A 23,060-nucleotide genomic window follows, 5' to 3' on the forward strand; every position below is an offset into this window, starting at 1 on the left:
AATCCCCAAAATATGTTCTAATTTAGCAATTCATAAAATTTATAAAGATGATAAGCGAAGCACAATTTCAAGCCGAATTACAACTGATGATTTCCAATGCTATACGCGAAGATGTGGGAGCAGGCGATTACAGTTCGCTGGCATGTATTCCAGATACAGCACACGGACAAGCAAAATTATTGGTAAAAGATCAGGGAATTATTGCAGGTGTTGCTTTGGCTCGTATGATTTTTGAATATGTTGATCCAAAACTAAAAGTGAAAACGTATATAGAAGATGGAACTCATGTAGAATATGGAGAAGTTGTTTTTGAAGTTTCTGGAAGTTCGCAGTCTATCTTAAAGGCAGAAAGAGTGGTTTTGAATACCATGCAGAGAATGTCTGCTATTGCAACAAAAACAAATCAATACACGGTTTTATTAGAAGGAACGGGGGCTAAAATATTGGATACTCGTAAAACAACCCCAAATTTTAGAGCTGCAGAAAAATGGGCCGTAAAAATTGGAGGCGGCGAGAATCATCGTTTTGCACTTTATGATATGGTGATGCTAAAGGATAATCATATTGATTTTGCAGGTGGTATTACTTTGGCAATTAAAAAAACAAAAGAGTTTTTAAAAGAAAATAATCTTGATTTGAAGATTATTGTAGAAGCCAGAAACTTAGACGAAATACGCGAAATTCTTTTAAGCGACGGGGTTCACAGAATTTTGATCGATAATTTTAATTACGAAGATACCAAAACGGCAGTTCAGTTAATCGGAACAAAATGCCAGACAGAATCTTCGGGTAATATCAACGAAAAAACCATTCGCGAATATGCTCTTTGCGGTGTAAATTATATTTCATCTGGCGCTTTGACTCATTCGGTATATAATATGGATTTGAGTTTGAAAGCCTTTTAGTGAAGTTAGGAGTTTTGAGTTATAAGCTATGAGTTAGGTTTACAATCTAAAATCTATCCCGATGACTATCGGGACAACAATCTAAAATCAAAAAATATGTCTAAAGAGATAGAAGATCGGATTGAAAAACTGCCTTTGGTTCGTTCTTTAGCCCGATTCTTTAAAAGCATAAAACTGCCTTGGCTCGAAGGTTTTTCGCTGTATGATTTGTTAGAAATGTATACTTTAGGAATTCTTGAAGGTGCTTTTTCGTATCATGCCAGCGCAGTTTCGTTTAGCTTTTTTATGGCATTATTCCCTTTTGCATTGTTTATTTTAAACTTAATTCCGTTTATTCCAATAGACAATTTCCAGGCTGATTTTCTGTTGTTTGTCCAGCAGAGTGTCCCGCCAAACACCTACGATGCGATTAGTAAAATTATCAGCGATATCTTGAATAATAGTCATTCTGGCTTGTTGTCCTCAGGGTTTTTGCTTTCTATTTTTTTGATGGCAAATGGTGTGAACGGAATTTTAAGCGGTTTTGAATCTTCAAAACACGTTTTTGATAAACGCGGCTTTTTCAGTCAGTATTTGGTAGCTCTTGCTATTTCTTTAGTAATGACCATTATACTGTTTGTAACCGTTGCGACAATTGTTGTCTTTGAGGTCTTTATTCAAAAAACAATTATTCAGGATGTTTTAAGCGATCGTATTCCGCTTATTATTTTAGGAAGATATCTGTTCGTTTTGTTGATGATTTTGGTAACGTCTTCCATATTATTACGTTACGGAACCAAGCAGTATAATAAAGTACCTTTTATAAGCATCGGATCGGTTTTTACGACCATCTTAATTGTTATATCTTCGTTCTTTTTTGGGATTTGGGTTATAAAATTCTCAAAATATAACGAACTTTATGGTTCTATTGGGACATTATTAATTCTAATGTTTTATATTTGGATAAACTGTATGATATTGCTTTTGGGGTTCGAACTGAATGCATCTATCAGAAAATTAAAACAAAAAAAAAATAAAGACGTATGAAAAATTGGATGCTGACTATCGGAGTGTTTTTCTTTGCGCTGACCATGCAAAGTCAAAGTCAAGGTGTAATTGGAAAATGGAAAACCATTGACGATGAAACTGGAGAAGCAAAATCTATTGTTGAAATTTATGAGAAATCTGGAAAAATTTACGGTAAAGTAGTAGATATACTTCGCGACAGCCATAAAAAAGATGTTTGTGCGAAATGTGAAGGAACAGAAAAAAATAAACCTATTTTAGGAATGGTTATTATTAATGGACTAAAAAAAGACGGTTCAGAATATAACGGAGGTACCATTTTAGACCCTACAAGCGGTAAAAAATACAAATGTTATATTACCTTAGATTCTGCAGATAAATTGAAATTACGCGGCTATGTTGGTGTTTCGATTATGGGAAGAACTCAATATTGGACCAGAGTAAAGAATTAACTTTTTAATTACTAATGCAAAAATTAGCATCGATAATTTTATTCTTAGCCGTACTATGCAATAGTTTCGGACAATCTAAGGGTTCGCCATTACAAATAAGTCATCTTACAGGTGACTTTTATGTTTATAAAACCTTTCATGATTATAAAGGAACTCTGATTGCTGCCAATGCTATGTATCTTGTTACAGATGATGGTGTTGTGCTGTTTGATGCTCCTTGGGATAAAACGCAGTTTCAGCCTTTATTAGACAGTATAAAAGCAAAACACAACAAAAATGTTATAATGCATTTTGCCACACATTCTCATGAAGACAGGGCAGGAGGTTTGGATTTTTACAGACAAAAAAAAATCAAAACGTATACTATAAAATTAACCGATGTTATTCTTCAGAAAAACAATGAAAAAAGGGCTCAATTTATAATTCCAAATGATACTGTATTTACAGTAGGACAGCATACTTTTGAGGTTTATTATCCAGGAAAAGGGCATGCTCCAGATAATGTTGTGGTTTGGTTTGATAAAGAAAAAGTACTTTACGGAGGTTGTTTTGTAAAAAGTACCGAGGCTGTTGATTTAGGATATTTAGGAGATGCTGCTGTCAAAGATTGGGAAAAATCGATTAAAAAAGTGCAGGCAAAATTTAAAAACCCTAATTATATTATTACCGGCCATGACGATTGGAAAGATCTGAATTCTTTGAGCCATACTTTAAAACTGGTTAAGGAATATAACGCAGTAAAAACCAAGTCCTCTGGTAAAATATAATCTCTCAATCTTATAAAATTATTACATGTTTTTTGTCGAAGTTGTTTTACCTCTTTCATTAGCCAAAACATTTACTTATCGTGTTTCTGAAGCCGAATTTCATTTTATTAAAAAAGGAATGCGTGTGGTGGTGCCTTTTGGTAAGAGTAAAATGTATACAGCTTTGGTTTTGGATCTGCATCAAAATGAGCCTAATTTGTATGAGGCAAAGGAAATTGATCAGATTTTGGACGAAAGGCCTATTGCAACCGAAATTCAGATCAAACACTGGCTTTGGATTGCGGATTATTATATGTGCAGTATCGGCGATGTTTATCGCGGTGCTTTTCCCAGCGGTTTATTGTTAGAAAGTGAAACCGTAATCTCCAATAAACCAGAAACAATAGTAAATGACTCAGAGCTTTCTGATGATGAATTTTTGGTTTATGAAGCACTGCATCATCAGAGCTCTTTGAGGGTTCAGGATATTACTTCGATTTTAAACAAGAAAAATATTTTTCCGGTTCTTCAAAAAATGATAGCAAAAGACATTATTGTTTTAGAAGAAGAAATTAAAGAAACTTATAAGCCAAAATTGATTCGTTATGTGAAACTGCATTCAAAATACGAATCGGATAATGGTTTAAACGAGCTTTTGGAAGAACTAAAAAGCGCCAAAAAACAGAAAGAGATTGTTTTGGCTTTTTTTCAATTAAAAGCTTCAGAAAAAAAGCCTGTAACGGTAAAAAAGCTCACAGAATTTTCTAATGTATCTGCGGCTGTTGTAAAAGCATTGGTTGAAAAAGAAATTTTTGAAGAATATTTGCTGCAGCAAGATCGCATTGTGTATTCTGGTGAGAAAACAGACAAACAACTTCAATTAAGTCAGCCTCAAGAAAAAGCTTTTTTGGAAATAAAAGAATGTTTTGCTGCAAAAGAAGTTTGTTTGCTGCATGGTGTAACTTCAAGTGGAAAAACGGAGATTTACATCAAATTAATTGAAGAATACTTAATCACAGGAAAGCAAGTTTTGTACCTGCTTCCAGAAATTGCTCTTACTACGCAATTGGTTTCCCGACTTCGTCTTCATTTTGGAGACAAAGTGGCTGTTTTTCATTCAAAATACAGTAATAATGAACGAGTAGAAGTCTGGAAACAGACGCTTGAAAATTCTTCAAAAGCACAAATTATAATTGGGGCTAGATCAGCATTGTTTCTTCCTTTTTCTAATTTAGGGCTTCTTATTGTAGACGAAGAACACGAACAGACTTTTAAACAGACAGATCCTGCACCTCGATATCATGCTCGAGATGCTGCGATTGTTTTAGCAAATTTTTATAAAGCAAAAGTACTGTTAGGATCTGCAACGCCAAGTATAGAAACCTACTATAATACACAAGCTGGAAAATACGGATTGGTTACACTTTCAGAACGTTATAATAATGTTCGAATGCCTGATATTGTTTTAGTCGATTTAAAAGACAAGCATTTTAGAAAACGAATGACGGGGCATTTCAGCGATGTTTTAATTGAAGAAATTACCGAAGCGTTGTCATTGGGAGAACAAGTTATTTTGTTTCAAAATAGAAGGGGTTATTCGCCTATTATAGAATGTTTGACCTGTGGTCATGTACCGCATTGCCAGCAGTGCGATGTGAGTCTGACTTTTCATAAACATAAAAACCAGCTGCGCTGTCATTACTGCGGCTATTCTATTGCAAAACCAACAAACTGCCATGCTTGTTCAAGCATCGATTTGACTACAAAAGGTTTTGGCACCGAGCAGATTGAGCAGGAATTAAGTTCTATTTTCCCGAATGCTAAAACCGCCAGAATGGATCAGGATACGACTCGCGGTAAGTTTGGTTTTGAAAAGATTATTGACACTTTTAAAAATAGAGAAGTAGATATTTTGGTGGGGACACAAATGCTCGCCAAAGGATTGGATTTTGATAATGTCAGCCTGGTCGGAATTATGAACGCAGATAATATGCTGCATCATCCCGATTTTAGGGCATTTGAAAGAAGTTATCAAATGATGACACAAGTGGCTGGAAGAGCAGGAAGGTCAGAAAAACAAGGAAAAGTAATCATTCAGACTTATAATCCGAATCATAATACCATTCAGCAGGTTACGACTCATAATTATACAGGTATGTACAAAGAACAGCTGTACGACCGCCAGATTTATAAATATCCTCCTTATTTCAGGATAATAAAGTTAACGCTTAAGCATCGGGATTTTGATAAATTGAAAGAAGGTTCAATGTGGCTGTATCAGGTTTTGAGCCAGAATCTGGGAATGCCGGTTTTAGGTCCAGAAGAGCCTGCAATCAGCAGAATCAGAAACGAATACATCAGATCGATTTTGATTAAAATTCCGCACAGCCAGCATCTGGGTAATACAAAAAAAACTATTCAGAAAATGCTAAATAGTTTTGAAGCTGTTGCGCAATACAGAGCTATAAAAGTTGTAATAAACGTAGATTTTTATTAGAAAAAAAATTAAGATGAGGTAGAAAGAGCTTTTACCAAATCTTCTTTTTTATTTCGGCTCAAAGGTATTTTTGTAATTCCGATTTCGGCAAATTTACTATTAAAGCGTTCTACCTTATCGATATTAATAATATAAGATTTGTGAACGCGTATAAATTTGTCTTTAGATAAATCGTTTTCAAAAGATTTCATTGTAGAAAGAACCAAATTACTGTCGTCTTCTGTAACTACTCTTACATAATCGCCAAAAGCTTCAATCCATTTGATTTTTGCGGTAAAAATTTTGAGTTTTTTTAAGTTACTTTTTATGAAAATATGTTCGCCTTCTTCTTCTTTGACTTCTTTTTTTAAGAGATGCATGTCAATTGCCCTTTTGACCGAGGCATTAAAACGATCTACTGCAATTGGTTTTTGCAGGTAATCTGTAGCGTCGTAATCAAAAGCCTTTAGAGCATATTCTGCTTTAGAGGTAATAAATATAATTTGTGGTTTTGTTTTTAAACCGTCAAGGAAATCAAAGCCATTAATAACGGGCATTTCGATATCAAGAAATATTAAGTCAATATTATTTAAAGAGATACAGCTTTTTGCTTCAATTGCATTAGAGAAGTCTCCGATTAAATGCAAGCCTGGGTGATTATTGACCAATTTGGCAATAATCGTCCTTTGTATAGAACTATCATCTACAACAACACAGTTTAGTTTCATAACATTTACATTTAGAATAAATTCAGGATAGCAGTAGTAAATGTATTGTTTTTTTGTAAAAAAAACTAAAATCAGCGAATATTTTTTACTTTACGACGAATAAAACCAGAAATCTGTTGTGTATTTAAATTAAATGATTACTTTTGCACCCAATTTTAACAAATAAATTTTTTATTTATGAATCATTATGAAACTGTTTTCATTTTAAATCCCGTTTTATCTGAGGTTCAGGTGAAGGAAACAGTAACGAAATTTGAAGAATTTCTTACTAGTAGAGGAGCTGAAATGGTATCGAAAGAGGATTGGGGGCTTAAAAAAATGGCTTACGAAATCCAAAACAAAAAAAGTGGTTTTTACCATTTATTCGAATTCAAAGTAGCTGGAGAAGTCCTAATTGCTTTTGAAACTGAATTCAGACGTGACGAAAGAGTTATGCGTTTCTTAACTGTAAGTTTAGACAAACATGCTATTTCATGGGCGGAGAGAAGAAGAGCAAAATTAAAATCTACTAAAGCGTAATTATTATGTCTACAATTGAGCAATCTGCAAAAGGAAAAAAAGACGGAGATATCAGATATTTAACGCCTTTAAACATTGAAACTAACAAAACTAAAAAGTATTGCCGTTTCAAAAAATCAGGAATCAAATATATCGATTATAAAGATGCTGATTTCTTATTGAAATTCGTTAACGAGCAAGGAAAAATTCTTCCACGTCGTTTAACTGGAACTTCATTAAAATACCAAAGAAAAGTTTCTGTAGCTGTAAAAAGAGCTCGTCACTTAGCTTTAATGCCATACGTGGCCGATTTATTAAAATAATTAAAAACTCTAGTCGCTGGTTTCTGTTAAAGCAGAACCTAACTTCTAATAATATAAGGACAACAACATGGAACTTATTTTAAAACAAGACGTACAAAACTTAGGATTTAAAGATGATGTAGTATCTGTAAAGCCAGGTTACGGACGTAACTTTTTGATTCCTCAAGGATTCGCTACTTTAGCTACTCCTTCTGCTAAAAAAGTTTTAGCTGAAAACTTAAAACAAAGAGCTCACAAAGAAGCTAAAGTTGTTGCTGATGCAAAAGCAACTGCAGAAGCTCTTAAAGCACTTGAAATTAAAATCACTGCTAAAGCTGGTGGAGAAAAACTTTTTGGTTCTGTTACTAATATCGATATTGCTGAGGCATTAGAGAAATCAGGTAACGCTATCGATAGAAAATTCATCACAAGCGGAATCGTTAAACGTACAGGAAAATACAATGCAAGCATCCGTTTACACAGAGATGTTATCGTTGAATTACCATACGAAATTGTTGCTGAAAAGTAATAATTCTCGAATCTAACTAAAATCCCGATGAAAATCGGGATTTTTTTGTTTAATGAAAGATTGATTAATTAGACTTATGCTGATGGCTAAAGCCTTTTGCTTATACCATACAGCGTAAAGCATACAGCTTATAATGAAATGAAATACGCAAGACTAACTAAAGAGCAGTTTGATGAACTGCATGCAGAGTTTGCAAGCTTTTTGGCAACGCAGACAATTGATAAAAAGGAATGGGATGAACTGAAGGTTAATAAACCTGAAGTTGCTGAGCAGGAACTTGATGTTTTCTCGGATTTAATCTGGGAAGGAGTTTTGTCTAGAGCAGAATTTCTGGAACATTTTTCGAAAAATCATATTTTCTTGTTCCGCTGTTTTGAAACCGATGTGCAATCTATCGTTTTGAAATCGCTAAATTCAGAAGTAGATTTCTTGACTAAAGAAGGTTTGCAATGGTTAAGTGATAATATGTTTACAGATAACATTGAAATGAAAACGGGTAAGAAGGTTTTTACTGAAGAAAGAAATGTTTCCATCTTTGAATTGATAAAACAAGGTGCATTTTTAAGCGATGGACAGCTTTTTACTCAAATTAATACTATTATTGAGTCGTAAACGACTTTTTAAATATTTTTAAAAGACAAACGATTGGTTTCTAATTGTTTGTCTTTTTTTTATGTTTTTAACATTTGTCTAATTATTTCAAAATTTCTATACCCGTATTTCTACGTTTTTTTTCGGAATGCTCTAATTTTTTCTGAATTGAATTTTATTGTAAGTTTTATTTTTCATTTGGTACGTATAGCGGATATTTTTTTTCGTGTTTTTTGTTAAAAAGTAGGTTTTTACTTTAATTTTTAATTTTTAACATAATTTCTATAAGTTTTGTTTAAGTTTAATTACGAGACTTAATTGTGTTAAAATGTGTAGGTTTTTCTGATGTTTACGTGATGTAGCGACCCCTGCTGAAATGTCAAAATAGAAAACATAAGAATTTTATAGTTGTTTTGTGTTTGTGTTTTTTCTAATTTTAGAATACAAAAGTTAAACAAAGTTTTTCTTTTGCAATTACCAAAAACATTTTAAGCTTATACTTTTAATTCTATTGTTAGAATTATTGACAAATTCACTTATTATGTTTTTGACATTTTTTAAAATTTATATTTTATAATAATAACTTAATAAGTCTGCGTATGGAATTGACAATTACTTTCTTCATCAAGTTTACTTTAGTTAGTTCTCTTATTTCGGCTTTATCTTTTATTCTTTTAAGTTTACTTCATTCAAAACGTAGATTGAAGTTTTTCTCTATATTAAATTTTACCCTTATATATTTCTATAATAAGATTCTGTTTTTTTCACCCGCGCCGAGGCCAGTTGATTAAATCGGGATGTTTTGTTGTTTTAAAAAAAATTAAAGTATTCAATCTCTCTTAAAAGTATTGTTTTATTGTAAGAGGCTTTATAAAAGGAGTAATCAACCTTCTATAAAATTTTGAATTCTTATATACATATTAAAATAGAATTTCCCCCCAATTCTGCTTTAACTAAAAATTTTCATTATGAAAATTAGACCTGCAGCAAATCACTCCTCTTGGAAAACAGATTTATGTCTTTTTTCCTTTCAAAAAATAGAACAGTTTCTTTCTCTTCGAGATCGTTTTTGTTCTTTGGTATATTTCGATATACCCGATTCAACATAATTTTTTATGAAATGTAAATTAAAAACTTAAGCGTTTTAAGTTTTTAATTTAAAAATTAACTATTTGATTTTTAACTGATTGTTTAATTGCGTAAGCTTTTTGCTTATTGCGAGAGGTGTTTTATTGTCCATTTTCTAATCTTCCAAATTATGAAAAAAAATTCTACTTTTTATGATCTCGCTGTTCACAAGAGATTATTAGGACTTTTATTTTTATTACTTATATGTAATAAAAGTTTTGCTCAGACTTTTTGTCGACCAGTATCCAATACAAACAGTATTTCTGGTTTGGCTTGTATTGGTGCTACTTTGACCAATCCAACGGGGGCTTATGACAATGATCCTAGTCTAACCACTTTTACTTCTTTAAATACGCTTGTCGGTGTATTGTGTACAGTAGAAGAGACTATGAGATTTGGTCAGACGGCACAAACGGGAGATCAGGTAGTTCTGTACGTTGGCAGCGGACCTGGATTACTTAGTTTATCTTTGTTGTCAACAGCAAGTCTACAGGCAAAACTTAATGGAGCCAATGTTGGTTCTAGTATAGCAGTCAATAGTCCGCTGCTGAATTTGTCATTGCTTCCCGGGAATACCGTGGGAGTTTTAAGATTGACGTTGCCTGGTCCGGCAAATGAGATTCAGTTTAATTTAGGCGGTGCGGTTACTGCACTAACTGAATTTAGAATTTATGATGTACGACTTGAGTTTGCAAAACCAACAGTAAATGGAGGTTTGACTCAGACTGTCTGCTCAGGAAGTACGGCAGCTTTAACAGCTGTGCCTGCTGCAGGAACATCTTTAGCGTGGTACAGTTCTCCGTCTTCTACAACTGCTTTGGTGACTGGAAATACCTTTACGACTCCAGCTTTAACTACAAATACAACTTATTATATAGGTGTAAGTCGTTCAGTAGGAGGATGCGAAAGTAATGAAAGAGTTCCAGTAGTATTAAATGTTTCCAATCCTGTGGCTCCAGCTGTAAGTAACGTTGGAACTGCTTTATGTTCGTCGACACCAACTCAGTCGACAACTTTGTCTTTGGTTAATCCTATACCTGGAACTACATATAATTGGTTTTCTGTTCCAAGCAGTGGAACATCTTTGGCAACAGGAACAACATACTCTCCAACAGTGCCTTTAGGAACGACAAGTTTTTATGTAGAAGCTTCAATTGGAGGTTGTATAAGTCCGACAAGAACACAGGTAAATGTTGTTTCGAATCCTGTTCCGGCAGCTCCGACTGTTTTAACACAGAGTGTTACGATTCAATCAGGTCAAAATGCAACTTTAAGCGCCTCTACTTCTGAAGCTGGAGCAACCATAAATTGGTATGAAACACTTACCGGAGGTACTGCCGTTGCCACTAATTCACCAACTTTTACGACACCAATATTAACGGCGTCTAAAACATATTACGTAGAGACTCAGAGTGCTTCTGGTGCCTGCGTAAGTACAGCTAGAATACCTGTCTTGGTAAATGTCATTACAACTTCGGTCGGGTGTCTTCAGGCGAGCAGTCAGCAGACATTGCTTAATGGGCTTTGTGTTTTGTGCAGCTCGACAAATCCGAACTTATCTGTTGATGGAGATATCAATACAGCAGCGAGATTAACGGTGCCAGTAGGGCTGATTAATGGCTGGGTACAGCAGACTTTACAGTTTAGTAATCCCGGAAAAGCGGGCGATATTGTAGATGTAGAATTGGAACTGCCTGCGGGTGTTTTAAACGTTTCGGCTTTAAGTTACATTAGCCTTGCTACTTATAATGGAGCGACTTTTAATAATGATAGAACGTCTATTAATAATTTACTAAATGTTCAATTATTAGGAGGAAATCGTTTTAGAGCAAGTGTGGTTGCGGGAGCAAATTTTGATCGTGTTGAAGTGCGATTGGGAGGTCTTGCTACTTTATTAACCAGTTTAGATATTTATCAAGCGGCTTATAGATATAAAGTTCCGGCAATTTCTGGAAACGATCCTATTTGCAGCGGCGCACAAGCTAATTTGACAGCAGCTCTTGCGGTAGGAGAAACAGCTGCGTGGTATGATGCAGCAACAGGAGGAAATCTTTTGTCAAGCACAGCTTCGTATACAACTCCTGCATTAACAGCTGGAGCTACTTATTATGTTGAGATTACAAGAAATGGTTGTGTAAACAGCGAAAGATCACCAGTTTCTGTTTCTGTAGTTGCACCTATTGCACCAGTGGTAACGGCTTCTTCTCTAGATCTTTGCAGCGGACAGACTTCTACACTTACTGTTCAAGCACCAGTTGCAGGAACAGATTACAATTGGTATGATGCTGCTTCGGGAGGAAATTTAGTATTTACAGGAACATCATTTACAACTCCGGTTTTAACGGCAAATACTAGTTATTTTGTTGAAGCTGCAATAGGAAGTTGTATAAATGCGACGCGTACTGCTGTAAATTTAAATGTAAGTCCATTACCAGCGACACCAACAGTTGCCTCTTCAACAGTTAGTATTCAATCGGGACAAACAGTTGTCTTGCAGGTTTCTAATCCTGTTGCAGGTATCATATACGATTGGTATGATGCACCAACAGGGGGGACATTATTGACTTCAAATTTAAATTATACTACACCAGCTCTCACCGCTAATACGACTTATTATATTGCTGCGAGAAATGCTGCTGGTTGTGTAAGTGCTGCTAGAGCATCTATCACAGTAGTTGTAAACAAGCCTATTACCACTTGTCTGCAGGCTAATAATCAGACTATATCAAATGACGGAGTATTGTGTTTGTTGTGTGGAGCTGTAGTTGGAACGGAGTCTCTTTCTGTAGACACTGATATAAATACAGCAACTAGACTTAGTATAGCTGCTGGGTTGGGAGGATTTGTACAACAAAAACTTGATTTTGCTTCTACAGGTCTTGCTGGAGATATTATCGAAGTTGAATTAGGGCTTCCTACAGGAGTTTTAGACATTAGTGCGCTATCCTATATTACGTTAGAAAGTTATAACGGGGGGACAAACAATCCTGATGAAGTTTCGATTAGTTCACTAGTAAATGTACAGCTTTTAGGCGGAGACCGTTTTAGAGCTAGTTTTGTAGCTGGTGCTGATTTTACCGGAGTTCGAGTAAGATTGGGAGGGCTATTGACAGCTTTGAGACAGTTAGATATCTATGGAGCATCATTTAGATTTAAAGATGCTGTAATTACAGGGAATGCGACACCAATTTGTGAAGGAACGGGAACTACTTTAACAGCTAGCTCTACTGTACCAGGAGAAACATTTGCATGGTATGATTTACCTAGCGGTGGTGCATTGCTGTCTTCTACAGCTTCGTTATCAACAGGGAACTTACCTGCTACTACTATTTATTATTTAGAAACAGCTAGAGGAACTTGTCAAAATAGTGCCCGCCAGCCTGTTGCGGTTACAGTAAATCCGTTGGCACTAAGTACAGATATCACAATTGCAAGCCCGATAGAGGCTGGATGTGACGGCACAGCAATTTTGGCACCTGCCTCTACGATAGCCGGGGCACAGTATAGATACTATACCCTTGCAGATAAATCTGTAGAGATTACAGGAAGTTCTGTTGCGGGGGTTCCTAATGCAGTCTTCTCAAAAAATCCTACTACTGGGGCATTGTCAATTTCAGGATTGGATGCGACTAATACTCCGTTTACATACTATATTTCTGTTTCGGGTACTGCAACATGCGAAAATGCAATCAATACACTAAAACCTGTAACAGTAACTCTTCCAACAGCAACGACTTTAAATGTAGATTCTGCATTAGCAGGCTGTGGAAGTGCCAATTTACGAGATGCTATTGTTAATTTTGACAGTACAGGAAACACAACGTATAGATTTTATAATTCAGCAAATACTGAAATTACTGGCGATCAGGCGTCTAATATAACGGCGAACGGTACTTATTCGATAGAAGCTCAAGGTAACGGTGTTACTTGTCCTTCTGTTCGACAATCGGTTACTGTTACAATTAATGCCTTACCAACATTAGTTATTACTAATCCATCAGAATCGGTAAACATAGGAACAAATGTAGCCTTGACTGCAGTTTCTAACGGAACAATTGTGTGGTATGATCCACAAGGAAATCAGTTGAATCCACCTACAACAGGAGTTTTAAATACACCTGGAGTTTACACTTATACAGTAGTTGCCACACTAGGAACTTGCAGTGTAACGGGAGTAAAAGTTATTAATGTGATTGACTTGACTAATTGTCAGTCTTTAACAGAGAGAGTATATGCTGACGGACAAACTGTTGGATCTATTATCACTGGAGGTGTTTCTGATGCTGCAAATGCAGCGGACGGAAATCCGCAAACATACTCTACTATAAATACAGGAATTGGACTTTTAGGAGTTGGTACCACATGGCAGAATTTAACTTGGCCGGGTAATATCGTAAAAGGAACTCCAGTAACTGTAAAATTAGGTTCAGAATACAGTTTATTGGCAGTTGGACAAAATTTATCAGTAATCGGAACTAAAGCGGGGGTTGATATCGGAACAATGCAGTCAGTATCTGGTTCATTATTAAATTTAATCTCAGGAGATAACACTTATGAGTTTACTTTTGTTCCTTCTAATGCCTCAGGTCCGCAAGATTACGATGGAATCAGAATTCAATCTGCATCTCTAGTAAGTGTGGGACAAAATGTAAAAGTTTTTGATGCTTATTACAAACAGCCAACTACCACTGTTAGTTGTATCGGAGGAGATATTCAAGATGTATTTTATGGAGCAACAGATATCGGTATCGGTGCGGCTACTGCTTTAGTAGGAGTAAGTGATGCATTTAATGTTGCAGATAATGATATTACAACTTTTGCTACAATGTACAGCGGTGCAGGGGTCTTAGCAGCAGCAGATTTAACGGTTCAATTTAAAACGCCTTCTGTAGTAAGTGATACGTTACGAATTGTGATTTCTAAACCAGCAACTCTTTTAGATGTTAATCTGCTTACAGGATTCACTATTCAACGTTACTTAGGAAATGTTGCGGTAGGAGCGCCTATTCAAAATACAAGTACTTTATTAAGCTTGAGATTATTGCCTGGAAATACGATGGCAGTGGCATTAGTTTCTTCTCCAACAGAAATTTACGACAGAGTAAGAATTCGTTTTGGAGGAGTTGCAGGTGTGCTGGAATTCTTAAGAGTTCACACTGTTGAAAGAAGTGCTAATACAACCGTTATAGGAGCAGATCCTGCGAACAAAATAGTAGTTTGTCCAGGAACCACAATTACACTTCAGATACCCGAGACCTCGTGTTCGACTTATATTTGGTACGATGCACCAACAGGAGGAACAGCAGTTTCAACAGGTATTAATTTTACGGTACCGGCAAACTTAACCGCCGGAATTTATAAATATTATGTACAGCCGGTACGTTACGGATGTGAAACGTTTGCAAGAGGAGAAGTAACTGTAGAAGTTAAAGCTTCTGCTCCAGTAAATGCTTTAACGGATATTACTTTAAATGGAGGAGCAGCAACTTCGATTTGTGCCCCTTCAGGAACAGTAACTTTGGCAACCTCATTAAGCGGATCGCCGGCTTTAACGAATCCGGTTTATTACTGGTATAGTTTTAACGGAACTACAAGCCAATTGATTGCAGGGGAAAACACTTCGCAATTAATTGTTAATGGATTGGCACCAGGAACATACACTTATTATGTTGGTGTTAGTTCTGATGAATTTTGTGAAACAGCAGCAGCAGATAGAAAACAAATTACGTTCACAATTTTACCAGCGTCAACAGTAAATGATATTTTGGTTGATGATTTGGTAAGCTGTCACAGCGTGCCGGCATCACTAACGCCAACAGCACCAACATTGAGTGCGGCAGTATTTACGTGGTATTTGGATGTAAATAAAACACAGCCAATCACAGATGGTGCTGTAATAAATGGTGTTACTTATGCAATTAGTCCAGCAGGTGTTTTAACAGCAGTTGGATTAACAAAAGCAATGAGTCCGATTACTTATTATGTAGCTGTTTCTAGCACTAATACCTGCGAAAACATCGCCGGAACTTTACAAGATGCGGTAATTATAATTAGTGATCCAGATACACCGACTTTGGTTACGCCAGGAACACAAAACTTCTGTGCGGCAAATGCGCCGACATTTGCAAGTATTCAAGTTAACGGAGCCAATATTGTTTGGTATACTGCTGCAACAGGCGGAACAGTAATTCCAGCAACGACAGCACTTACAAGTGGTGTTTATTACGCAGTATCTGGTGATTTGGCTACGGGCTGTGAAAGCTCGGTAAGACTAGAAGTTACCGTAATTGTAAGCGATCCAGGAACACCAACTTTGGTAACAGCAGGAACGCAAAACTTCTGTACAGTAAATGCACCAACATTTGCAAGCATTCAATTTAATCAAACTAATATTGTTTGGTATACAGCTTTAACAGGAGGTACATTGATTCCTTCATCAACAGCATTGACAACAGGTCAGTATTTTGCAGCAATTTTAGATCCGGCAACGGGTTGTGAGAGCGCAGTAAGATTAACAGTTGATGTTATTGTGAGCGATCCTGGAACACCAACATTGGTAACAGCAGGCACACAAAACTTCTGTTTAGAAGATGCACCTACTTTTGCTAATATTCAGACTAATGAAGCAAATATTGTTTGGTATACTGCTTTAACAGGCGGTACATTTATTCCATCAACAACAGCATTGACAACAGGTCAGTATTTTGCAGCAATTTTAGATCCGGCAACGGGTTGTGAGAGTGCAGTAAGATTAACCGTTGATGTTATTGTAAACGATCCGGGAACACCAACCTTGGTAACAGCAGGAACACAAAACTTTTGTACGGTAAACGCACCGACATTTGCAAGCGTTCAGTTCAATCAGACAAATATCGTTTGGTACACTGCTTTAACAGGAGGAACTGTTATAGCTCCAACAACAGCTTTAACGACAGGCACATACTACGCTGCATTAACAGATGGTGTAACAGGATGCGAAAGTGCTGCAAGATTAACAGTTGATGTTATTGTAAGCGATCCGGGAACACCAACTTTGGTTACAGCAGGAACACAAAACTTCTGTACGGTAAATGCACCAACGTTTGCAAGCATTCAATTTAATCAAACTAATATTGTTTGGTATACAGCTTTAACAGGCGGTACATTGATTCCTTCTACAACAGCTTTGACCACAGGTCAGTATTTTGCAGCAATTTTAGATCCTGCAACGGGTTGTGAAAGTGCAGTAAGATTAACAGTTGATGTAATTGTAAGCGATCCAGGAACACCAACCTTGGTAACAGCAGGAACACAAAACTTCTGTTTAGAAGACGCACCTACTTTTGCAAGTATTCAAACTAATGAAGCAAATATTGTTTGGTATACTGCTTTAACAGGCGGTACATTGATTCCTTCTACAACAGCATTGACAACAGGTCAGTATTTTGCAGCAATTTTAGATCCGGCAACAGGTTGTGAGAGTGCAGTAAGATTAACAGTTGATGTTATTGTAAACGATCCGGGAACACCAACTTTGGTTACAGCAGGAACACAAAACTTCTGTACGGTAAACGCACCGACATTTGCAAGCGTTCAGTTCAATCAGACTAATATCGTTTGGTACACTGCTTTAACGGGAGGAACTGTTATTGCTCCGACCACAACTTTAATAACAGGCACATACTATGCAGCATTAACAGATGGTGTAACAGGATGCGAAAGCGCTGCAAGGTTAACAGTTGATGTAATTGTAAGCGATCCGGGAACACCAACTTTGGTTACAGCAGGAACACAAAATTTCTGTACGGTGAATGCACCAACATTTGCAAGTATTCAGACTAACGAAACTAATATTGTTTGGTATACAGCTTTAACAGGAGGTACATTGATTCCATCAACAACAGTGTTGACAACAGGTCAGTATTTTGCAGCAATTTTAGATCCGGCAACGGGTTGTGAGAGCGCGGTGAGATTAACAGTTGATGTAATTGTAAGCGATCCGGGAACACCAACATTGGTAACAGCAGGAACACAAAACTTCTGTTTAGAAGATGCACCTACTTTTGCTAATATTCAGACTAATGAAGCAAATATTGTTTGGTACACAGCTTTAACAGGCGGCACATTTATTCCATCAACAACAGCATTGACAACAGGTCAGTATTTTGCAGCAATTTTAGATCCAGCAACGGGTTGTGAGAGTGCAGTAAGATTAACCGTTGATGTTATTGTAAACGATCCAGGAACACCAACCTTGGTAACAGCAGGAACACAAAACTTCTGTACGGTAAACGCACCGACATTTGCAAGCGTTCAGTTCAATCAGACAAATATCGTTTGGTATACTGCTTTAACGGGAGGAACTGTTATAGCTCCAACAACGGCTTTAACGACAGGCACATACTATGCAGCATTAACAGATGGTGTAACAGGATGCGAAAGCGCTGCAAGATTAACAGTTGATGTAATTGTAAGCGATCCGGGAACACCAACTTTGGTTTCAGCAGGAACACAAAACTTCTGTACGGTAAATGCACCAACATTTGCAAGTATTCAAACTACTCAGGCAAATATTGTTTGGTATACAGCTTTAACAGGCGGTACATTGATCCCTTCAACAACAGTGTTGACAACAGGTCAGTATTTTGCAGCAATTTTAGATCCGGCAACGGGTTGTGAAAGTGCAGTAAGATTAACAGTTGATGTAATTGTAAGCGATCCAGCTACACCAACAACAACTGCAGCAGCACAGACATTCTGTTCAGGAACCAATCCTACGGTTGCCAATATTCAAGTAAACGAAAGCAATGTAGTTTGGTATACTGCTCCAACAGGCGGAACAGCTTTAGCTGCAACAACAGTATTAACAACAGCAACTTACTATGGAGCCGTAACAGATCCAGCAACAGGCTGCGAAAGCAGTGTAAGATTGCAAGTTGCGGTTACAGTAGGAAATACAGTTAATCCAACTACCAATAATGCGGCGCAGACATTTTGTTCTACAAATGCACCAACGTTTGCCAATATTCAGGTAAATGAAGGAAATGTAACTTGGTATACTGCTGCCACAGGCGGTACAGCTATTCCAACCGCAACATTGTTAACTTCTGGAGTTTATTTCGGAAATGTAATTGATGCAGCAACAGGCTGCGAAAGTACAACACGTCTGCAGGTAACGGTAACAGTTGTTGATCCTGCGGGAACTCCAACTACCAATAATGCAACACAAAACTTCTGTACATTGAATAATCCGACAGTGGCAAATATTCAAGTAAACGAAGCCAATGTAATCTGGTATACTACAGCAACAGGAGGAACTGCATTGCCGCCAGCAACAGCATTAGCAACAGGCACTTATTACGGTGTAATTTCAAGTGCAGTTGGATGCGAAAACTCAGTTCGCTTGGCAGTGGCGGTAAATGTAAATGCACCAGCTGTAATTACAACACCAAGAACAGCGCAATCATTCTGTTTGAATGCTTTACCAACATTGGCCAATATTTTAGTTAACGAAGCGAATGTAGTTTGGTACACAAATGCAACAGGAGGAACACCATTAGCAGCGAACACGCCGCTTACAGCCACAACTTATTACGCAGGAGCACTGAGTAATACTACAAATGGTTGTGACAATGGTCCTAGATTAGCGATTACAGTTTCGTTTGAAAATGATGCAGCAGTACAAATTGCAACAACAGATGATACACCTTGTGTTTTTAAAGGAGTAACATACTCAATAGCAAACGGCAAATCAAGTTATCTATGGACAATTACCGGCGGTACGATTATTTCTGGAGGCGGTAATGCTGACGGTTCTGTAACAGTTTCTTGGTCAGATATTGGCCCAGGAAGAGTTGAGGTAGTTTATTTGAATAATTGTGATGAAAGAACGGTAAAATCACTTAATGTAAATGTGTCAAGCTGTTCAGACTTAACGATTACACATACAGTAGACAATCCAACTCCAAACTTTGGCGATAAAGTAACTTTTACCATAACGGTAAATAACGTTGGCGAAGGAGATTTTATTAACACTATAGTTAGTGATTTATTACCTAGCGGTTTACAATTAGTAAGTTCATCTGCATCTATAGGAACATATGACCCAGCTACACAACTTTGGACCATACCGACATTAAATGCTGGTCAAAGTGTAACACTGACTATTGTGGCAGAAGTTCTATCAAGCGGTAACTACACCAGTGTTGCAACTGTCGAAATTTCTACGCCTTTAGATGTTGATCCATCAAATAATTCGGCTTCGGTTACATTAGAACCAATTTGTTTGACGGTTTACAATGAGTTTACACCAAATAATGATGGAGCAAACGATCTGTTTAGAATTGATTGTATTGAATCTTATCCAAATAATGAGCTGAAAGTATTTAACAGATACGGAGCATTAGTGTACAGTAAAGTACATTATGAAAATGATTGGAACGGAACTGCAAATGTATCCGGAGTTGTTAATAGAGGAGATATGCTGCCAACAGGTACTTATTTTTATGTGATTACCATTGGAGATGGAACGGTTAAAAAAGGCTGGTTATCTATCATGAGATAAGCAGCTGCTATTAATCATCTAACTAATTAAACTAAATAAGTATCGTTATGAAACTATATATAAAATCATTAGAAACATATTTCATCTTAATATGTTCTTTTATCACGGTTTGTGCCACAGCACAACAGGATCCGGAGTACACTCAGTACATGTACAATACTATGGCGGTAAATCCAGCGTATGCTGGATCTACCGGAACCATAGAGGCAGCACTTTTATATCGTTCTCAATGGGTTGGAATTTCTGGAGCGCCAGAAACACAGTCTTTCTCTATACATTCGCCGCTGCGAAATGAAAAAGTGGGGTTAGGATTGAGCGTTGTAAACGATAAAATAGGTCCTTCCAACGAATTATATCTTGACGGAAACTTCTCTTACTCATTACCTCTTGGTTATGAAAAACGCTTGGCCTTTGGTCTAAAAGCGGGTATGAGAATGTTGAATATAGATTGGTCAAAAGGAAGATACTATGATAATAATGACGTTTTATTAAATCAGAATATTGATAATCAAATGAAATTGGCGGTAGGAGCCGGAATTTACTACTACACAGAAAAATGGTATGTAGGACTCTCTGTTCCAAGTTTTATTCAGAATGATTATTATGACGACGTTCAGGAATCTATAGATTATGATCGTATGCATTACTATTTAATGGGAGGTTATGTTTTTGATTTGAATCCAAATTTGAAATTTAAACCAGCATTTTTAGTAAAAGCCGTAAGCGGAGCACCAATTACAGCAGATGTATCGGCAAATTTTATGATTCAGGAAAAGTTTGTCATTGGGGGAGCGTATCGAACAGATGATTCTGTGAGTATTTTGGCAGGTTTTCAGATTTCGCCAAGTTTTTATCTCGGATATGCATTTGATTACACGGTAAGTCAATTGAACAAATACAATGATGGTTCTCATGAGATCATCTTGCGTTATCAATTTGTGAAAAACCAAAGCAAAATTAAATCCCCTCGATTCTTCTAAAAATAAAACCTATGAGAAAACTATATATCCTATGTTTAATTTTGAGCGTTACGTTTAGTTTCGCTCAAAAAACAAACTTAAAGAAAGCCGATGCTTTGTTTAGAAATTATGCCTATTTGGATGCTTCAAAAGCCTACGAAGAAATTTTGCAGAACATAAAAGATCCATCGGCTCAGACCTTAAAAAATGCAGCAGATTCCTATTATTTTATTTCGGATTCCAGAAATGCATTAAAATGGTATAGAAAACTTTACGAAGTTCAAGGAAACAATTTAACTGATATTTACTATCTGCGTTACATCCAATCCATGAAAGCCGTTATGGATTATGATCAAGCAGACAAAATCACCAAAGAATATCTGGATAAAAAAGGCGACAAAGCAGAAATCAATCGATATGTCTATCAAAAAAAATACATGGACAGTGTTGCAAAAGCAAAACCGCTTTACGTTATTAAAAATCTAGATATCAATACCAGTAAATCAGATTTTGGAGCTACTTTCTTTAAAGATAATATCGTCTTTACATCAGCACGTGATACCACAAAATTCAGTGAGAAATTGTATACTTGGAACAATCAGCCGTTTTTAAATCTGTATTTCGCAGAAAGAAATCCAGCAGACGGAAGTTTGTTTAATGAAACGGTTTTTCTGCCAAATGTAATGACCAAATATCACGAAGCAACAGCAAGTTTTGACAAAGAAGGGAAGACAATTTATTATTCAACCAATATTGTAAAGAAAAATAAACTGGTGGTTGACGAAGCAAAAGTCAATAATTTCCAAATTGTCAAAGGAGCAATTGTAGACAATAAACTGGAAAATCCGCAAAAAGTATTTTTTGACAGCGATGAATATTCTGTCGGGCATCCATCCTTAAGTGAAGATGGACAATGGCTTTTCTTTGCATCAGATATGCCGGGAGGTTACGGGGAAACCGATTTGTATGTTGTAAAAATTGCAGCCGACGGAACTATGAGTTCTCCGCAAAACTTAGGGCCAAAAATTAATACTATTGGTAATGAAGTCTTTCCGTTCTATCAAAACGGAGTATTGTACTTTTCTTCTGATGGACATTATGGCTGGGGAGATTTGGATATTTATGAAAGTAAATTCCTGTCAGACGGAAGTTTCTCAACTCCAAAAAATTTGGGAGCACCTGTTAACAGTAACAAAGACGACTTTTCTTTTATAATAGACAGAACAAACAATTACGGTTATTTTTCTTCTAACAGAGCAGGAGGTAAAGGAGATGATGATATTTACTCTTTCATAAAAGGAAAACCAGTCTGCAATCAGAGTATTTCTGGAATGGCATTGAATCATAAAAGCAAAAAACCTTTGACAGATGTGACCATTATGGCGTACAATTCTTTTAGTGAAGTTTTAGGTGAAACCAAAACCAACTTTGACGGAAAATATGCCATTGAGGTTCCTTGTAATAAAGTGGTTAAAATGATTGCTGCAAAAATAAATTACAGCAGCGATGACAAAACCGTTGAAACTACTGGGGAAAATGCTGGAGAAATCAAAGATGTCAATTTTGAATTGAGTAACTATGATGACTTAGTCGTTAAAAAACAAGGTGTTGAGAAAGTTGACGTAAATCCTATTTATTTTGATTATGATAAATTTGATATTACTCCAAAAGCAATCGAAGAATTGTCTAAAGTAGTTTTTATCATGCAGAAATTTCCGAATATCAGAATCAAAATTGAGTCGCATACCGATTCTCGCGGAAAAGATGCCTATAACTTAAAACTTTCAGATAATAGAGCCAAATCAACCAGAGATTATATTCTTTCTCAGGGAATTGATGCTTCTAGAATCGAAAGCGCGATAGGATATGGTGAAAGCCGTTTGATCAATAAGTGTAAAAATGGTGTAAAATGCACAGAAGAAGAGCATGTGCTAAATAGAAGGTCAGACTTTATCATTATTCAAAAATAGCTTTATATTTGTATTGTAATTATTTGATTATCAATGTAAAGTATAAAACGTCGAAACCATTTGGAAGTTGGTTTTTATTAATTCTTTTTTAAGAATAATGGACAAGGAGAAAATCAGACTGCATGAATTTGCAGTCTGATTTTTGATTTTATAAAACTTTCAATTTTAATGCTCTCGAACAAAAATAAATCCTAATTTTGATATTTAGTTATCCATTATTCCAATCTG

13 protein-coding genes are annotated in these 23,060 nt (G+C 36.3%); 12 read left to right on the forward strand and 1 reads right to left on the reverse strand.

The window, feature by feature from the left end; all coding sequences use genetic code 11:
- Positions 1-47 precede the first annotated feature (47 nt).
- The 5 genes from nadC (at position 48) to priA (ending at position 5,605) form a co-directional block, all read left to right on the forward strand.
- Entirely contained in the window at positions 48-905 is an 858-nt protein-coding gene (gene nadC, locus C4F50_RS04020; RefSeq protein WP_193845133.1) for a carboxylating nicotinate-nucleotide diphosphorylase, read from the forward strand.
- A gap of 96 nt (positions 906-1,001) precedes the next feature.
- Positions 1,002-1,931 (forward strand): YihY/virulence factor BrkB family protein, encoded by a 930-nt coding sequence (locus C4F50_RS04025; protein WP_193845134.1) that lies wholly within the window; start codon positions 1,002-1,004, stop codon positions 1,929-1,931.
- Positions 1,928-2,362 carry a DUF2147 domain-containing protein gene (locus tag C4F50_RS04030; RefSeq protein WP_193845135.1) on the forward strand — a complete coding sequence of 145 codons (435 nt, stop codon included), beginning with the start codon at positions 1,928-1,930 and terminating at the stop codon, positions 2,360-2,362. Before C4F50_RS04025 ends, C4F50_RS04030 begins: the two co-directional genes overlap by 4 nt.
- A 14-nt stretch (positions 2,363-2,376) precedes the next feature.
- On the forward strand, positions 2,377-3,129 hold the full coding sequence (gene bla-B1-FLAV, locus C4F50_RS04035) for a subclass B1 metallo-beta-lactamase (protein ID WP_193845136.1): 753 nt from the start codon (positions 2,377-2,379) through the stop codon (positions 3,127-3,129).
- Between the two features lie 25 nt (positions 3,130-3,154).
- Positions 3,155-5,605 carry a replication restart helicase PriA gene (gene priA, locus C4F50_RS04040; protein ID WP_193845137.1) on the forward strand — a complete coding sequence of 817 codons (2,451 nt, stop codon included), beginning with the start codon at positions 3,155-3,157 and terminating at the stop codon, positions 5,603-5,605.
- A gap of 8 nt (positions 5,606-5,613) precedes the next feature.
- On the opposite strand, the gene C4F50_RS04045 is transcribed toward priA, so the two are convergent.
- Positions 5,614-6,312, reverse strand: coding sequence for a LytR/AlgR family response regulator transcription factor (locus tag C4F50_RS04045; RefSeq protein WP_042564338.1), 699 nt, complete (start codon positions 6,310-6,312; stop codon positions 5,614-5,616).
- Positions 6,313-6,489: 177 nt separating this feature from the next.
- Between C4F50_RS04045 and rpsF the strand changes: the two genes are divergently transcribed.
- The 7 genes from rpsF to C4F50_RS04080 all read left to right on the forward strand — a co-directional run bounded on the left by rpsF (position 6,490) and on the right by C4F50_RS04080 (position 22,832).
- Positions 6,490-6,831 (forward strand): 30S ribosomal protein S6, encoded by a 342-nt coding sequence (gene rpsF, locus C4F50_RS04050; protein ID WP_007810575.1) that lies wholly within the window; start codon positions 6,490-6,492, stop codon positions 6,829-6,831.
- A 5-nt stretch (positions 6,832-6,836) separates the two neighbouring features.
- Complete coding sequence (rpsR, locus tag C4F50_RS04055) at positions 6,837-7,133, forward strand: 30S ribosomal protein S18 (protein ID WP_002987043.1); 297 nt, start codon at positions 6,837-6,839, stop codon at positions 7,131-7,133.
- A 67-nt stretch (positions 7,134-7,200) separates the two neighbouring features.
- Positions 7,201-7,641: a 50S ribosomal protein L9 gene (gene rplI / locus C4F50_RS04060; RefSeq protein ID WP_193845138.1), complete on the forward strand. Its 441-nt coding sequence runs from the start codon at positions 7,201-7,203 to the stop codon at positions 7,639-7,641.
- Positions 7,642-7,779: 138 nt separating this feature from the next.
- The gene (locus C4F50_RS04065; protein ID WP_193845139.1) at positions 7,780-8,253 is read left to right on the forward strand and encodes a DUF6495 family protein; all 474 of its coding nucleotides are present in this window, start codon (positions 7,780-7,782) and stop codon (positions 8,251-8,253) included.
- Positions 8,254-9,490: 1,237 nt separating this feature from the next.
- On the forward strand, positions 9,491-19,903 hold the full coding sequence (locus C4F50_RS04070) for an Ig-like domain-containing protein (RefSeq protein ID WP_193845140.1): 10,413 nt from the start codon (positions 9,491-9,493) through the stop codon (positions 19,901-19,903).
- Positions 19,904-19,950: 47 nt separating this feature from the next.
- Positions 19,951-20,883, forward strand: a complete 933-nt coding sequence (locus tag C4F50_RS04075) for a PorP/SprF family type IX secretion system membrane protein (RefSeq protein ID WP_193845141.1) — start codon at positions 19,951-19,953, stop codon at positions 20,881-20,883.
- 11 nt (positions 20,884-20,894) lie between these two features.
- A complete protein-coding gene (locus C4F50_RS04080) occupies positions 20,895-22,832 on the forward strand; it encodes an OmpA family protein (protein WP_193845142.1) in 1,938 nt (645 codons plus the stop codon).
- The last annotated feature ends 228 nt before the right edge of the window (positions 22,833-23,060 follow it).

The organism is Flavobacterium hungaricum, assembly GCF_015182285.1.
GTDB lineage: Bacteria > Bacteroidota > Bacteroidia > Flavobacteriales > Flavobacteriaceae > Flavobacterium > Flavobacterium hungaricum.